The organism is Polynucleobacter corsicus (genome assembly GCF_018688255.1).
Taxonomy (GTDB): Bacteria; Pseudomonadota; Gammaproteobacteria; order Burkholderiales; family Burkholderiaceae; genus Polynucleobacter; species Polynucleobacter corsicus.
The window spans coordinates 1,606,948-1,620,460 of sequence record NZ_CP061314.1 but is presented as its reverse complement, the minus strand read 5'-3'; the positions used below and the strand labels follow the sequence as shown (position 1 = coordinate 1,620,460).

Annotated in this window: 18 protein-coding genes; 13 read left to right on the top strand and 5 right to left on the bottom strand. The window is 45.7% G+C overall.

Features of this window, described 5'->3' with window-relative positions; genetic code table 11:
* Positions 1-7 precede the first annotated feature (7 nt).
* The 7 genes from C2747_RS08425 to C2747_RS08395 all read left to right on the top strand — a co-directional run bounded on the left by C2747_RS08425 (position 8) and on the right by C2747_RS08395 (position 6,566).
* The gene (locus C2747_RS08425) at positions 8-661 is read left to right on the top strand and encodes a cupin domain-containing protein (RefSeq protein WP_215331222.1); all 654 of its coding nucleotides are present in this window, start codon (positions 8-10) and stop codon (positions 659-661) included.
* 19 nt (positions 662-680) lie between these two features.
* Entirely contained in the window at positions 681-1,982 is a 1,302-nt protein-coding gene (locus tag C2747_RS08420; RefSeq protein ID WP_215331220.1) for a lipase family protein, read from the top strand.
* 72 nt (positions 1,983-2,054) lie between these two features.
* A complete protein-coding gene (locus tag C2747_RS08415; RefSeq protein WP_215331218.1) occupies positions 2,055-2,825 on the top strand; it encodes a hypothetical protein in 771 nt (256 codons plus the stop codon).
* Positions 2,826-2,858: 33 nt separating this feature from the next.
* Complete coding sequence (locus C2747_RS08410) at positions 2,859-4,052, top strand: CaiB/BaiF CoA transferase family protein (RefSeq protein WP_215331216.1); 1,194 nt, start codon at positions 2,859-2,861, stop codon at positions 4,050-4,052.
* A 29-nt stretch (positions 4,053-4,081) separates the two neighbouring features.
* Complete coding sequence (locus C2747_RS08405; RefSeq protein WP_215331214.1) at positions 4,082-5,008, top strand: hydroxymethylglutaryl-CoA lyase; 927 nt, start codon at positions 4,082-4,084, stop codon at positions 5,006-5,008.
* A gap of 30 nt (positions 5,009-5,038) precedes the next feature.
* On the top strand, positions 5,039-6,025 hold the full coding sequence (locus C2747_RS08400; protein WP_215331212.1) for a Bug family tripartite tricarboxylate transporter substrate binding protein: 987 nt from the start codon (positions 5,039-5,041) through the stop codon (positions 6,023-6,025).
* An 85-nt stretch (positions 6,026-6,110) separates the two neighbouring features.
* Positions 6,111-6,566: an ion channel gene (locus C2747_RS08395; protein WP_251374740.1), complete on the top strand. Its 456-nt coding sequence runs from the start codon at positions 6,111-6,113 to the stop codon at positions 6,564-6,566.
* A 27-nt stretch (positions 6,567-6,593) separates the two neighbouring features.
* On the opposite strand, the gene C2747_RS08390 is transcribed toward C2747_RS08395, so the two are convergent.
* On the bottom strand, positions 6,594-7,475 hold the full coding sequence (locus C2747_RS08390) for a transporter (RefSeq protein WP_215331210.1): 882 nt from the start codon (positions 7,473-7,475) through the stop codon (positions 6,594-6,596).
* A 22-nt stretch (positions 7,476-7,497) separates the two neighbouring features.
* Positions 7,498-8,406, bottom strand: coding sequence for a histone deacetylase family protein (locus C2747_RS08385; RefSeq protein WP_215333139.1), 909 nt, complete (start codon positions 8,404-8,406; stop codon positions 7,498-7,500).
* A 60-nt stretch (positions 8,407-8,466) separates the two neighbouring features.
* Here C2747_RS08385 and C2747_RS08380 point away from each other — a divergent pair, with 60 nt between their 5' ends.
* Together C2747_RS08380 and C2747_RS08375 are read left to right on the top strand one after the other, a co-directional pair.
* Complete coding sequence (locus C2747_RS08380) at positions 8,467-8,667, top strand: DUF2256 domain-containing protein (RefSeq protein WP_215331208.1); 201 nt, start codon at positions 8,467-8,469, stop codon at positions 8,665-8,667.
* On the top strand, positions 8,664-9,920 hold the full coding sequence (locus C2747_RS08375; RefSeq protein ID WP_215331206.1) for a DASH family cryptochrome: 1,257 nt from the start codon (positions 8,664-8,666) through the stop codon (positions 9,918-9,920). Before C2747_RS08380 ends, C2747_RS08375 begins: the two co-directional genes overlap by 4 nt.
* 4 nt (positions 9,921-9,924) lie before the next feature.
* On the opposite strand, the gene C2747_RS08370 is transcribed toward C2747_RS08375, so the two are convergent.
* Genes C2747_RS08370 through C2747_RS08360 form a run of 3 tightly spaced genes read right to left on the bottom strand, consistent with a single transcriptional unit; the run spans position 9,925 to position 11,642 of the window.
* Positions 9,925-10,305 carry a DUF2237 family protein gene (locus tag C2747_RS08370; RefSeq protein ID WP_215331204.1) on the bottom strand — a complete coding sequence of 127 codons (381 nt, stop codon included), beginning with the start codon at positions 10,303-10,305 and terminating at the stop codon, positions 9,925-9,927.
* A gap of 52 nt (positions 10,306-10,357) precedes the next feature.
* Positions 10,358-10,933, bottom strand: coding sequence for a histidine phosphatase family protein (locus tag C2747_RS08365; protein WP_251374739.1), 576 nt, complete (start codon positions 10,931-10,933; stop codon positions 10,358-10,360).
* 13 nt (positions 10,934-10,946) lie between these two features.
* Entirely contained in the window at positions 10,947-11,642 is a 696-nt protein-coding gene (locus tag C2747_RS08360; RefSeq protein WP_215331200.1) for an SDR family NAD(P)-dependent oxidoreductase, read from the bottom strand.
* A gap of 58 nt (positions 11,643-11,700) precedes the next feature.
* On the opposite strand from C2747_RS08360, the gene C2747_RS08355 reads away from it, so the two are divergent.
* The 4 genes from C2747_RS08355 to C2747_RS08340 are packed head-to-tail and all read left to right on the top strand — an operon-like array spanning position 11,701 to position 13,470.
* Positions 11,701-11,970 (top strand): TIGR03643 family protein, encoded by a 270-nt coding sequence (locus C2747_RS08355; RefSeq protein ID WP_215331198.1) that lies wholly within the window; start codon positions 11,701-11,703, stop codon positions 11,968-11,970.
* Positions 11,971-11,975: 5 nt separating this feature from the next.
* A complete protein-coding gene (locus tag C2747_RS08350) occupies positions 11,976-12,362 on the top strand; it encodes a thiol-disulfide oxidoreductase DCC family protein (protein ID WP_215331196.1) in 387 nt (128 codons plus the stop codon).
* Between the two features lie 4 nt (positions 12,363-12,366).
* Positions 12,367-12,915 (top strand): chalcone isomerase family protein, encoded by a 549-nt coding sequence (locus tag C2747_RS08345; protein WP_215331194.1) that lies wholly within the window; start codon positions 12,367-12,369, stop codon positions 12,913-12,915.
* Positions 12,916-13,470: a DUF3833 domain-containing protein gene (locus tag C2747_RS08340; protein WP_215331192.1), complete on the top strand. Its 555-nt coding sequence runs from the start codon at positions 12,916-12,918 to the stop codon at positions 13,468-13,470.
* The last annotated feature ends 43 nt before the right edge of the window (positions 13,471-13,513 follow it).

The window sequence follows — 13,513 nt, the reverse complement described above, 5'->3', positions numbered from 1 at the left end:
CTAATAAATGAATATCAACTCTGATTACAGCAAGAGAGTCGTGATTAATCACCATGATTTACCTTGGGTTCCTAGCCCTGAGGCGGGTATTGAAAGACGTATGCTCGATCGTGTTGGCGATGAAGTTGCAAAGGCAAGCTCGATCGTTCGTTATTTGCCTAATTCTCATTTTCCAATGCACACTCATGAATTTGGTGAAGAGATATTGGTGCTTGATGGGGAATTTAGTGATGAAACCGGCGATTATCAGGCTGGTACCTACATCATGAATCCCCCGGGATCCTCTCATGCACCTCATAGTAAATCTGGCTGTACTCTTTTTGTGAAGCTGCGACATCTTGGAGTTGAGCAGGTGGAGCGCGAGCTCGTTGATACAAAATCAGCGCCTTGGCATCAAGGCATGGTAGCTGGTCTTCATGTAATGCCGCTCATGCGGCAGGGTAATGGCTCCACTTTGGTTCGATGGGCTCCCCAAACTTATTTCAATCCACATAAGCACTATGGTGGTGAAGAAATTTTTGTAGTGGATGGTGTGTTTGAGGATGAGCATGGACGCTATCCCGCTGGCTCATGGATTAGAAGCCCTCATCTGAGTTTGCATCAGCCCTTTAGTAGAGAGGGATGCACTATATTTGTTAAAACTGGACATTTATTAGATTGATTGTATTTACGGGATTTTTATGAAAAATGTATTCAAAGTATTTTTATCAGCTCTATTTTTTATTGGCTTAACTCCTTTGTACGTTCAAGCAGCTCCACCACTTCCGCCTTTTTATGAAGCTGTCACAAAAATAAGCCCCGCAGGAAAGCTGGGGCAAATCGTAAAGCAAGAGAAAATTAAAACATCAGTGCAGGGCGCGCAAGCATGGCGAATTGCTTACATCTCATCTGATGTAGCTGAGCGCAAGACTATTGCCACGGGGGTCGTTATTGCCCCACTTGGAGCAGCCCCAAAAGAAGGAAGACCAATTTTGGCTTGGGCGCACGGCACTACGGGTTCGGCTCAAAGTTGTGGACCATCCCAAATTGTTGATCCAACCGCACCCTTGAATGAATATTTTTTGGTAGATGGCAACTCTTGGACCGACTACGGAATTCCAAATGTTGAGCAATTTATTAAGGAAGGCTATGTGATTGTTGCCACGGATTATCAGGGGTTGGGCGGTGGCGGTAAACATCAATATGCGATTGCGGGGACCAATGGTAGAGATGTTATTAATTCTGTAAGAGCAGCAAGCTCAATGAAAAAGCCTGGTGCTGGCAAGATGGCGATTGCTTATGGCTGGTCACAGGGTGGGGGAGCAATTCTGGCTGCTGCAAGTTTGCTCGACTATCAAGCCCTTCAAGGCACTGTCGCAGATAATCTTCAATATCTTGGGTTTGTTGGCTTGGCACCTGATGATCAAGCAGCCATGCTCCGTAACCCACCGACTGATGAGCTTGGCGCGAATAAGTTGATGAATGAATTTACTCAGGCTAATGTCCCGAACATATTTTTATTCGCTCACTATGTGATGGGTCTTTGGGGTACTCAAGCCGCATACCCAAATCTCAAGTTGACAGACATTCTGACTGATGAGGGCGCGCAGTTTGTGGATAAATTGGCTAGCAATAAGTGTGTGCATGTGATGGCCGATTCTTTTAATTACGCCTACGGAGACCAGTACAAGTCTTTATTAAAGCCTCAGGCTAGCAACTCCTTGGCCTGGGTGAAAGCGTTAATTGATGGCAGTGTTAAACCAGTTAAGCCTGTTGTGCCAGTTGTTATTTACTGGGGCACTAAGGACACTGCAGTTCCCCCAATTGAGCATGAGCTATATCAAAAGCAGATGTGCGCTATGGGCGCAAACATACAGAGAGTCCAGTTGCCAGGAGAGCAAACCCACTTTAGTACTCCCGGCGTCTCAGCTCCTATGTATCTAGCTTGGATTAAAGATCGTATTGCTGGAAAGCCATTAGCTAATGGGTGTCCAGTTAATTAGATCGATATTCACTTTCAAGACGCTAAACTCTAAAATAGAAAACTATTTTTAACAGCTCACTTTTTACATATTATGAAAAATATCTCATCATTGATTGTTTTGTTAACTGCAAGCTTTGTATCTGCAGGATTAGCTCATGCGGCAGAAGATGTTAGTCCTATTCCTACAATTTCTGAGGCTTGGCGCTTTGAGATAACGCCATACGTTTGGGCTCCTGGTATTCGAGGCACTCTTGGTCTGGATAGTGGGCTTGCGAAGTCGGCTAGCTTTAATTCAAGTAATGTTGTCAGTAATCTCAAATCTGGAGGCATGCTTTCTGCAGAAGCGCACAAGGGTAATTGGGGTGTCATGGGCGATGTAGTTTCTGCCACTTTGCAAAAAACTGGCGTGATTCCAAATACAGGTAATACCGTCGGAGATAAGATTACTTTGCAGCAGACCATATTGACTGGTATGGCAAGCTATACAGTCGCTAATACTAAAGACGTTTACCTAGATGCCTTGCTTGGTGCAAGAGCGATCTATGCGACAGCTACATTAAATGCCAGTGCACTAGGTACGGCATCTAAAACTACTTCTACAGTTGATCCTATTGTTGGTGCTAAAGGTCGTTATCGAATTGCAGATTCCACTTGGTATGTACCGTTCTACGGCGATATTGGTAGCGGAGGAGGTACGACAAACTTAACCTGGCAAGCAATGGCTGGAGTTGGTAAAACGTTCGGTAAGCTAATCGATGCGTCACTGACCTATCGTGCTTTGTACTATGACATGAAAGAGGGCGGTGTTTTGCAAAAAACAACTATGCTGGGCCCCCAAGTTGCCGTGACATTTAAATTTTAATTTTCTTAAAAAATAGCCCATTCAAGCGTAAATATGGAGCCATTAGCCAAGCTAAAAGTGATTGAGATGGGCCAGTTAATCGCTGGACCATTTGCCGCTAAAACGCTGGGAGATTTTGGTGCTGAGGTCATCAAGATTGAGCCGCCGAAAGTGGGTGATGCCTTACGTAAATGGCGCTTACTCAAAGATGGTACTTCGATCTGGTGGCAGGTTCAGTCGCGCAATAAGCGCTCTCTCTCATTAGATTTAAAGCAGGCCGAAGCTCAAGAAATTGTTCGCACCTTAATTAAAGAAGCAGATGTTCTGGTCGAGAATTTTCGACCGGGCACTTTAGAAGGTTGGGGGCTGGATCCAGAGAAGTTGCTTGAGCTCAATCCCAAACTCATTGTTTTAAGAATTAGTGGTTATGGCCAAACTGGTCCTTATCGAGATAAGCCAGGATTTGGTGTGGTTGCTGAGGCGATGGGTGGCTTGCGACATTTAACTGCGGAGCCTGGAAGGGTGCCTGTTCGCGTCGGTATCAGTATTGGAGATACCTTGGCATCACTGCACGGCGTGATCGGAATTTTATTGGCACTTCAAGAGCGTCACCAGAGTGGCAAAGGCCAAATCATTGATATTGCTTTATATGAAGCGGTCTTTAATTGTATGGAAAGCTTGGTGCCTGAACACAGCGCTTTTGGAGAGGTGCGGCAAGCAGGTGGAAGTGCCCTGCCGGGCATTGCCCCGAGCAATGCCTACCTTTGTGCAGATGGTGGTTATGTATTGGTGGCTGGTAACGGCGATAGTATCTTTAAGCGCTTGATGAATCTGATTGGTCGAGCAGATCTAGCAAATGATCCAGCACTTGAAAATAATGATGGCAGGGTAGCTCGTGTTGCAGAGTTGGACCAGGCAATTGGTGATTGGGCTCAAACCATGACGACTGACCAAGCCCTGCAGCTACTCGATTCAGTAGCAGTTCCTGCAGGAAAAATATATACCGTGGCTGATATCGTCAGCGATCCCCATTACAAAGCCCGTGGCAATATCGAAAGTATTCAGATGCATGACGGGACTACATTAGACGTTCCAGGCGTGCTGCCAAAGCTCTCGCGTACCCCTGGATCAATTAAAACTCTGGCTCCGGATATTGGCGAGAATACGGATGAAATTTTACAAAGTATTGGTTTAACAGAGGCTCAGGTAGCATCCTTAAAAGAGCGCGGTATTGCCTTCACTAAATAATCAACAACTTAAGCAAACGATGCCATATTATGACTAGAATTTATTTCAATGATGTTGTTGCTAGGGATGGGTTTCAGATTGAGCCCAATTTCATTCCTACGGATGACAAGGTTAAGTTGGTAGATGCACTAAGCCAATGTGGATTTGCCAAGATTGAAGTAACTTCATTTACATCGCCTAAAGCGATTCCCATGCTGCGCGATGCAGAAGAGGTCATGGGAAGAATTGCGCGTGTACCCGGTGTTGAATATACAGTCTTGGTTCCTAATTTACGCGGCGCGGAGCGTGCCTTTGAATCTCGCGCAGATGAATTCAATCTGGTGATGTCTGCTTCTGAAACTCATAACTTAGCTAATTTGCGAATGAGTCGAGATAAAAGTTTTTCTGGGTTGGCTGAGGTGATCCAGTATGTAGATGGCAGAACCCCCATCAATGTTTCCCTATCCACCGCTTTTGGTTGCCCGATGGAAGGTGATGTACCGCAAAGCGTAGTGGAGGACTTGGTGCAACGCTTTGCAGACTTGGGTGTACGTGGCGTCTCTATTTGCGATACAACCGGGATGGCACATCCTGCTCAAGTTTCGACTATGGCAAATGATCTACAGAAGAAGTTTTCTGATCTGCAATTGACATTCCATTTTCACAATACACGTGGAATGGGCTTGGCTAATGTGCTAGCTGCAGTGCAGTCCGGCATCACTCGATTTGATGGCTCCCTAGGTGGGTTAGGGGGCTGTCCTTATGCACCAGGTGCTAGCGGCAATATCTCTAGTGAAGACGCTGTTCATATGCTTGATGCCATGGGGTACGACACCGGTATCAATATCCCTAAATTAATCGATTTGGCACGTGAGTTACCCTTGATTGTTGGGCATCCCGTGCCAGGGCAAGTTGCTCAGGCTGGTAGTAGCTGTACTTTACATCCAGCACCTGCTTATGTAGGAGATTTACGTTAATTTGATTTATTTAAATTGAAAGTTAGTCCAATGCGTACCTATTTTTCTCAGATCAACATATTGGTCTTGATTCTATTAAGTCAATTATCAATTTCTAGCTACGGTCAGGATTCGGGGAAGTATCCGAATCGTCCGATTACGTTTATTGCTTCTTCTGCCCCGGGTGGTACGACAGATTTCACAGCTAGAGTGTTGGCTCTTCCTCTTGGGGCTGCTCTGGGCCAAACGATTGTGGTTGAAAACAAAGCAGGAGCATCTGGTGCGATTGCAGCTGCTGCTGTGAAGAAAGCTGATCCCGATGGCTACACTTTGCTGGTTCAGTATTCTGGCTATCACGTCATTACGCCTTTGGTTAGCAAAAATCCGTTGCCATGGGAGCTTAAAGATTTCCAGCCTGTAGCAAATGTGATTTCAGCACCACAAATCGTAGTGGTACGTGCAGACTTACCATTTAAGACGATGAATGAACTCATCGCCTATGCAAAAGCAAATCCTGGAAAGTTGAATTACGCATCCTCAGGCAATGGATCCTTGCAACACGTTACTGGCGCGATGTTAGAGCAGCAGGCTGGTATCAAAATGACCCATATTCCTTACAAAGGTACCGGTCCGGCATTAGCTGATTTATTAGGTGGCCAGGTTGATTTAACATTTGGAACGCCTCCACCATTTATTCCTCACATCCAAACTGGAAAACTACGCGCATTAGCAACAACAGGCAAGAAGCGTTTGCAGAGCTTGCCTGATGTTCCTACGGCTACCGAGGCAGGCTTACCAAAACTAGATGCAACATCATGGTTTGCGGTTTTTGCTCCAATCAATACACCTGCATTTATTGTGAATCAACTGACAACTGAAATCGCTAAAGTAATGGCCGAGCCCGCATTCAAACAAAAGGCAGTAGAGATGGGTGCTGAGGCTGTCTACATGAATCCCAAGCAGTTGGATGAGTTTATTAAGACCGAAAATATCAGATGGACCTCAGTGGTTAAGATCGCCAGGATTGAAGCTGATTGAGAGGGTTAAATTAGATGCTTGATCATGCTGACCACTGATCACTAGTTATTGAGGGAATCCCCTGAAAATGGGGGATAATTTGACGATGTTGCTTATCACTGCCTTCATCATCAATGGTTCTCTGGCACTTATTGCGATCCTATTGCATTACGAAGCCCTTTTTCAGCTTGATAAGCTGCTTCCCAGAATGGCCCACCTTGCACAGCGTTTTCGGGTGTTAGTTGGGGTTGGCGCCATTTTTATGGCCCATGTAGTGGAGATCTGGCTGTTTGCCTTGGGCTACTTCTTTACCTTGCAGTTCCCCGTCATGGGTGGTCTCGTTGGTGAGTTTTCAGGCCATGGCATTTTGTTGGACTGCGCTTATTTATCTTTCGTCACATTCACTACTTTGGGCTATGGTGAGATTGTGGCTCAGGGCTACTTAAGATACTTGACTGGAGTAGAAGCGCTGACTGGCTTCATCTTAATTACTTGGTCTGCTTCATTTTTGTTCATTGAAATGCAGAAATACTGGACTACTTATAAAGCTAATCAGCATTGAGTAATGCTAGTAAGCGCTAATCTGTGATTAAAATTCTTTCATGAGCCTGACAGCAAGTAAGCGCGTTTGAACAAAGCCATTTTTAATTTCTGTATCACGTCCGTATTGCAAAGAGATTCTGCCAATCGATGTGTGCGCTTGCCCACTTAATAAAAATCTTTGTGTATTGGCAACGTTATTCTGATAGTTGTTGTTAATTGATATTGCACCACCAGCGACATAAAAGTAAGAGGCTGCTACGGTAAAGGTTTGATTGATACGGTAGATTGGACCCAACTGAGTGGTGGTCAGTGGCTTTTGGGTTAAGGATCCGTCAGTAGTTAGGCCGCATGCAGTAGCACATTGACTATTGCCGCCAAACCACATGGTGTCAACCGCAATCATGCCATCCACATTGGAAGTGATCGGCGTTTGAAAGCCCATCTGCAAGTCCGACCGAAAGCGATTCTCACCCACATTAAAAGCTCGCTGACTGGAATAGCTGCCAGTTGGACTAATGAGGTATCCCGCTAGGCCAAGATAGGTTCTGGTGGCTCTGTTGTGATAAGGCCATATTGCTGTTGCAATAGTGAGATCACCAATCCCGGCATCGCCTGCTTGGCTTCCTAGTGAGCCCCCTGGTTGAATGGATCCGTAGGGTAGTTGAATAAAGCTGGCTGCTGGCAGGCTGCCAAAATCATACGTTCTGGTGCCACGAAAAATTGCGCTCTGAGTATCAATAATAGGGTTACCAGATGCAATGCTACCGTTTCGATAGAGCGTGTTGTTCTCGGTATTGAGGTAACTCACCGTGACGTAATTTTTATTGGGTAGTGGCGCAACAATATCGTTAGGTTGCAAATCTACAGCCCACGATGCAAGTGGTCTGGTCAAGACTAATAAAAATAGGGCGGTTCGAATGTAAATCATGGCTGGCGTATTGTAGGGTAATTCAACCGTATTGCCGCTGAAACTGAAGTGCAGTTTGGATGGTCTGAAAATGAATAGCCACAGTTGACTGAATTTCTTTGCCGTATCCGCCCGCCATACTGAAGGCAATCGGAATTTGGCGATCTAAGCCATACTGAAAAATAGCTTCATCTCGCTGTCGCATTCCTTCTTGAGTCAGGCTGAGCTTTCCTAAGCGATCCCCTTCGTGAGGATCGGCTCCAGCCAAGTAAATAATGCAGTTAGGCTTAAAGCGCGTATCTACTATTTCTAAGCTTTGATGAAGCGCTGCTAAATAGGCCGCATCTCCCGTTTTGTCTGGGAGGCCAACATCAAGATCGCTACGCTCTTTTGTAAAGGGGAAGTTATTCTCCCCATGTATCGATAAGGTAAATATAGAAGCGTCATTTTCTAAAATAGAAGCAGTGCCATTACCCTGATGGACATCCAAATCGATGATCGCAACCTTTAGGTTTGGATTGATTTCTTTCTGAAGTGCTCGGGCTGTAATCGCAGAGTCATTAAAGACGCAAAATCCACTGCCTTTATTACGGTAAGCGTGATGCGTGCCGCCAGCGAGATTGGCTGCTAAGCCCTCATTGAGTGCCGCCTTAGCGGCTGCAAGGGTGGCACCAGCAGAGCGACGTGAGCGCTCCACCATGTGTTCGCTCCAAGGAAAGCCAATGTCTTGCTGCTCCTTAGGGCTCAAATTGCCTGAGAGGATTTTGATGAGATAACTGGGATCATGCGCATATAGAATCTGAGTATCAGAGACGGCGGGAGCCTCTACTAGATCTAACCCTGCTAGCTTACTCACTAAATCACGCAGCTGACTATACTTTTCCATCGGAAAGCGGTGTCCCGGCGGAAGTGGTAAAACATAGTGGTCGGTATAAAAAGCTTTCAATGCGATCTGGTCTTTTCTTGGCTCTTAAATGTGTTGAATAGTCTATTCGTTTTTCAATAGGGAAGTATGACTCGAGCTGAAAAATTGGGTTTTAAAGGAAACAAATCATTTCTGCCTAGTAAGACTTGTGTGGTCTGCGGCAAAGAAATGACTTGGCGTAAGTCCTGGGCTAAAAACTGGGATGAGGTGAAGTACTGCTCTGATGCTTGCCGCTCTAAAAAATCAACTACAAACATCGCAGCCAGCACTAGTGGAAAGAATAAGTGACAGTCATCATCTATTGGTTTCGAAATGATTTACGTTTGGCAGATAATCCTGCCTTTGTACAAGCATGCTTAAAAGCTGACCAGCTCTTGCCGGTTTATGTGCATGATTCAAAAGAGCAGGAGAAGGTTTATGGCTTTGAGCGACAAGACTCCCACCGGCAGACTTTTTTAAGGGCATCCTTAGGTGATTTAAAGGCTCAGCTTCAAGCTCAAGGGTCAGACCTATTCGAGTTATCTGGTAAGTCGGCGGAAGTACTGCTGCAGCTAGTCAAAGATACTGCTGCAATCGCAATCTATTGTGAGCAAATCGAAGCCCCTGAAGAAATTGAACAAGTTCGAATAATGCGAGAGCAGGGTGTTGATGTTGAAGAATTTTGGCAATCGAGCATGTTGGATCCACAACATCTTCCTTTTGCCTTGGAAAAAATGCCCGATGTATTTACGGCGTTTCGTCGTGATATTGAGCGGGCGCAACTCAAGTTCGCTCAGCCCATCAAGGCGCCTCAGCAGATTCCGATGTTGCCGGCAGTCTTAGCTCAGAGTTCAATATCGTCCTGTAGCCCTCAATCTGATGCTCACCCTTTCTTTCTAGGAGGCGCTACTGCCGCACAAGCGCACCTCAGTCAATATCTAGAGCGACGCCTTCCTGATAGTTATAAGGAGACACGCAATCAACTCATTGGTAGAGATTACTCCAGCAAGTTTTCAGCATGGTTGGCTTTGGGTTGCATTTCAGCCCGGGATATCGCAGCGCAAATTAACGAGTATGAAAATCACTATGGCGCTAATGATGGGACCTATTGGCTTTGGTTTGAATTACTTTGGCGCGACTACTTCCGTTTTATTCATTTCAAATATGGTCAGAAGTTGTATCGCGCCAGTGGTTTAACTGGCGTACCCGTAAAACCATCATATGCACCCAGCTTTGAACAATGGCGCACGGGCACTACGGGCAGTGCCTTAGTTGATGCGGGTATGCGCGAGTTGCAGCAGAGTGGTTATCTATCGAACCGATTGCGTCAGATTGTGGCTAGTTACTGGATATACGATATGAAAGGCGATTGGCGTGCAGGTGCAGCGTGGTTTGAGTCTCAGCTACTTGATTATGACGTCTATAGTAATCAAGGAAATTGGCTTTATATTGCTGGGCGCGGAACGGATCCAAGGGGTGGTAGACCTTTTAATGTAGCCAAGCAAACTCAAGACCACGATCCAAAAGAAATCTATCGCAAACTTTGGCTCTCACCCCAATAGGGTTTCATAACTGCTCTACCGCTGCATATTGTTCTAGTATTTCTAGTGAGACTTTCTCCAAAGCTTTGATGTGTGTGCTCTCTAACTTAATCCTAGGTGCGCAGTTGGCTTCTAATGCCTCAATCCAGCGATTCAAACAAAGACACCACTGATCTCCAGCAATCAGTCCTGGGAACTGATATTCAGGACGTGGGGTAATGAGATCGTTGCCACGCTTGAGGCTAAATTGTAGAAAGTCATTACTCACAATTGCACAGACTAAGTGACTACCAAGATCTTGTTCATTGGTCTTGCAGCAACCATCTCTAAAAAATCCAGTAAGCGGATCAAACGAGCAGGCAACCAAGGGTTGACCTAAAACATTGAGGGGTAGTTCAGTGGACATGAATGCTCTTTAAGTGGTGATGTATGGACGATTGATAGATTGATGCATCAAGCTACGGGCTAGGGTAGAGCTTATGGGACAAAGCTTGCCCAGATGAATTTACTTTTACCAAAACCATATCCCCTGAATTAACAACCTTGCCGGTAAAGGATTGGATATTGACATGGTGGGTCACCATGATGATCGGTGCTTTAGGATATTTGATGCGCTCTTCCTGAATCAGCTTAGCTAAATCATCAGTTTGTTTTTTGGCCTGACTCATGTCGTCGAAAAAAGAACCCAAGGCTGCCTCCTTGGTAACGGCACCCTTATTCAGAAGAATTGCCGTATCAAGGCAACGACACCAGGGGCTGCTATAGACCTGCGCTTTGCTAATGCCCTGCTTGGCTAGCCACTCGCCAGTCAGCCGAGCCTGGCGCTTGCCTGCTTCACCCAGATTGCGTTGGGTGGAGCACTGCGTTAATTGATAGCCTTTAGGGTCTCCATACCCTGGTGCATCGGCATGCCGCATGAGTAAGACGTGCTGACCATCTTGCATTGCACTGGCCAACTCAGTTTGAGCGAGAGCGCTACCTTGAGCTCCAATGAGGGTCGTTAGTACAACAAGTAATGGGGGTAAAAATTTCATCATTATGGTTGAGCTACCAAGGTAACTTTTCTCCGGAGTAACTCAGAAAACTACCTGAATCAGTTTTTTGAAGTGAGAGTAATACCGCAAGCATATCGCTTGCCGCATCCAAAGCAGGTCTACCTATTTGTTCGCCCTTAAAGGGCTTAGATAAACGGGAGTTTACCGTTCCCGGATGCAGGGCCACTAAGGCCGTATTGGGTTTGGTTCTGGCAAATTCTATTGAGGCTGTTTTGATCAGCATATTTAGGGCAGCCTTAGAGGCTCGATAGCTAAACCAGCCACCCAATCGATTGTCCTCAATGCTACCTACTTTAGCGGAGAGGGTTGCCATAACGGATCCCGCTGGATCGAGTAATTTGGAGAAATACTTGATTGTTAGTCCAGGGCCAATGGTATTGACCTGTAATAAAGTTTGCAACTGTTGGGCATTGAGATCATCTAGTTTTTTCTCGGGCATCCAATCCGCAGAGTGCAATATCCCAATGGTATTAATAATGAGCTGAAAAGGAGCTTCTCCAGCAAAAGTCTTAGCCGCCTCTTCAATTGTGCTGAGATCTTGATAATCAATCGGACTGGCAGATGAGCGATGTATGCCAAACACCTCAGTGCACTCTGGATCAGCTTGCAGTAACTCTACAAAGGCGGTGCCAATGGTTCCAGAGGAGCCAATCACGAGTGCACGGAAGGGTATGGGAATGAGTGGCATAAAAGTTGCAATGAAAGGGGTCTCAGCCAGTTTATTGAATAAGTCTTAAACTTGCTTGATGACGACCCGCCTACCCCAAGCATTATCAGAAGCTGACCTCTCCAGGTTAATTGAGATGGCTTGGGAGGATCGCACTCCTTTTGAAGCTATTGAAGCTACTTTTGGATACTCCGAGCCTCAAGTCATTGCTTTGATGAGAAAGAATCTCAAACGCAACTCTTTTGAATTATGGCGCAAGCGAGTTACCGGCAGATCAACTAAGCATATCGCTCTGCGTAGTAAGTTGGTGAACCGCGCCTACTGCGCAACTCAGTACAAGCAAAAATAAACGTCATGAAAAAGCTCACCATGTTCTATGACGGTCTTTGTCCTTTATGTCAGGCAGAAATTCAATTCCTTTCGGGACGTAATCAAGCGGGACTACTAAGCTTTGTTGATATCAACTCGGACCAGTATTCGCCTGAGCGCGTAGGCGTCTCTTGCAAGCAAGCTTTGGCTTCCATGTGTGCGCAATATGATGATGGCGAACTGCTTGAGGGTGTGGATGTATTTTCGGAAGCCTATCGTCGTGCCGATCTGCCCAAGCTCGCGTGGCTTTTTTCTAGACCCGCACTCAAGCCACTTTGGAATGTGGCTTATCGATTCTTTGCAAAGTATCGCCATACAATTTCAGCGCTCTTAGGACCGCTTGCTCTGCGACTCGTCAATAGAAAGGGTTAGAGATATGAAGCTGCTTGATAAATTAGTGATCACTTTAGCGCTCAGTACGCTCGCTCCAATGAGCCTTGCCAAAGAGCCGCCACATATTAAGAGCATGATGGGTCAAGTCCAATTGCAAGGTTTGGGTAGGTTGAACTTTTGGGGGTTTCATGTTTACGATGCCAGTCTATATCGGAGTGCGACTCAGGATTCTCAAGAGTTTGCACTTGAGCTGAAATACCAGAGAGCCTTTTCTGGCGAAGCACTCGCTAACCGCACGGCACAAGAGATGAAAAACTTAGGCGTAGCCGATGCTCAAGCAACGTCTTGGGGCAAAGAGCTGGCAAGTTTTTTCCCTAATGTGGAGCCTGGCCAGACTATTTCTGCCGTCTATACCCTAAAGCAGGGAACCAGTTTCTTTTATGAAGGCAAAAAAATATCTCAAATCCAGGGCAATGATTTTGCAAAAGCTTTTTTTGGTGTTTGGCTTGATTCAAAAACTAGTGCACCCAAACTCAGGGCGGACTTATTAGGGCAAGGTTGTCCCCCACAACTCATTTCAGGAGCATGTTAAATGCGTAAAACTTATATCGCTACAAAATGGATGTTTTTAGGTTTAATAATCACAGGCCTATTTGCTTGCTCATCACCTTCGGTAACGCAGTACGCTAATGAGAAACCGAATCTTGATCTAAGCGAGTACTTTAATGGCACGATCGATGCTTATGGGATCTTTACTGACCGCAGTGGTGAAGTCAAAAAACGGTTTACTGTACTGTTAGTGGCGCAGTGGAAAGTGGTTGATGGTAAGAAGGTAGGCACCCTCGACGAAAGCTTTGAATATTCTGATGGTACGAAGCAAAAGCGTATCTGGACTTTGACTGAAACTGCTCCTGGTAAATATATTGGTAGGGCTGATGATGTGGTGGGAGATGCGCTAGGTGAATCGGCTGGTAATGCTCTCAATTGGTCATACACCTTGGCCTTGCCAGTAGACGGCACAATCTATCACGTGCAATTTAATGATTGGATGTATTTAGTAACGCCTAAGGTCATGCTCAATAAAGCCAAGATGAGTAAATTTGGGATTGACTTGGGTGAAGTCACTTTGAGTTTTTATAAACGCTAATTGATGATCTCTCAAATCCTTTTATCTATGTCACGGCAAAGGG

What these genes read in the sequence shown, in the direction of transcription:
- C2747_RS08425 (WP_215331222.1), top strand. Translation starts at nt 8, where the DNA reads ATGAATATCAACTCTGATTACAGCAAGAGAGTCGTGATTAATCACCAT.
- C2747_RS08420 (WP_215331220.1), top strand. Translation starts at nt 681, where the DNA reads ATGAAAAATGTATTCAAAGTATTTTTATCAGCTCTATTTTTTATTGGC.
- C2747_RS08415 (WP_215331218.1), top strand. Translation starts at nt 2,055, where the DNA reads ATGAAAAATATCTCATCATTGATTGTTTTGTTAACTGCAAGCTTTGTA.
- C2747_RS08410 (WP_215331216.1), top strand. Translation starts at nt 2,859, where the DNA reads ATGGAGCCATTAGCCAAGCTAAAAGTGATTGAGATGGGCCAGTTAATC.
- C2747_RS08405 (WP_215331214.1), top strand. Translation starts at nt 4,082, where the DNA reads ATGACTAGAATTTATTTCAATGATGTTGTTGCTAGGGATGGGTTTCAG.
- C2747_RS08400 (WP_215331212.1), top strand. Translation starts at nt 5,039, where the DNA reads ATGCGTACCTATTTTTCTCAGATCAACATATTGGTCTTGATTCTATTA.
- C2747_RS08395 (WP_251374740.1), top strand. Translation starts at nt 6,111, where the DNA reads ATGTTGCTTATCACTGCCTTCATCATCAATGGTTCTCTGGCACTTATT.
- C2747_RS08390 (WP_215331210.1), bottom strand. Translation starts at nt 7,475, where the DNA reads ATGATTTACATTCGAACCGCCCTATTTTTATTAGTCTTGACCAGACCA.
- C2747_RS08380 (WP_215331208.1), top strand. Translation starts at nt 8,467, where the DNA reads ATGACTCGAGCTGAAAAATTGGGTTTTAAAGGAAACAAATCATTTCTG.
- C2747_RS08370 (WP_215331204.1), bottom strand. Translation starts at nt 10,305, where the DNA reads ATGTCCACTGAACTACCCCTCAATGTTTTAGGTCAACCCTTGGTTGCC.
- C2747_RS08365 (WP_251374739.1), bottom strand. Translation starts at nt 10,933, where the DNA reads ATGAAATTTTTACCCCCATTACTTGTTGTACTAACGACCCTCATTGGA.
- C2747_RS08360 (WP_215331200.1), bottom strand. Translation starts at nt 11,642, where the DNA reads ATGCCACTCATTCCCATACCCTTCCGTGCACTCGTGATTGGCTCCTCT.
- C2747_RS08355 (WP_215331198.1), top strand. Translation starts at nt 11,701, where the DNA reads ATGACGACCCGCCTACCCCAAGCATTATCAGAAGCTGACCTCTCCAGG.
- C2747_RS08350 (WP_215331196.1), top strand. Translation starts at nt 11,976, where the DNA reads ATGAAAAAGCTCACCATGTTCTATGACGGTCTTTGTCCTTTATGTCAG.
- C2747_RS08345 (WP_215331194.1), top strand. Translation starts at nt 12,367, where the DNA reads ATGAAGCTGCTTGATAAATTAGTGATCACTTTAGCGCTCAGTACGCTC.
- C2747_RS08340 (WP_215331192.1), top strand. Translation starts at nt 12,916, where the DNA reads ATGCGTAAAACTTATATCGCTACAAAATGGATGTTTTTAGGTTTAATA.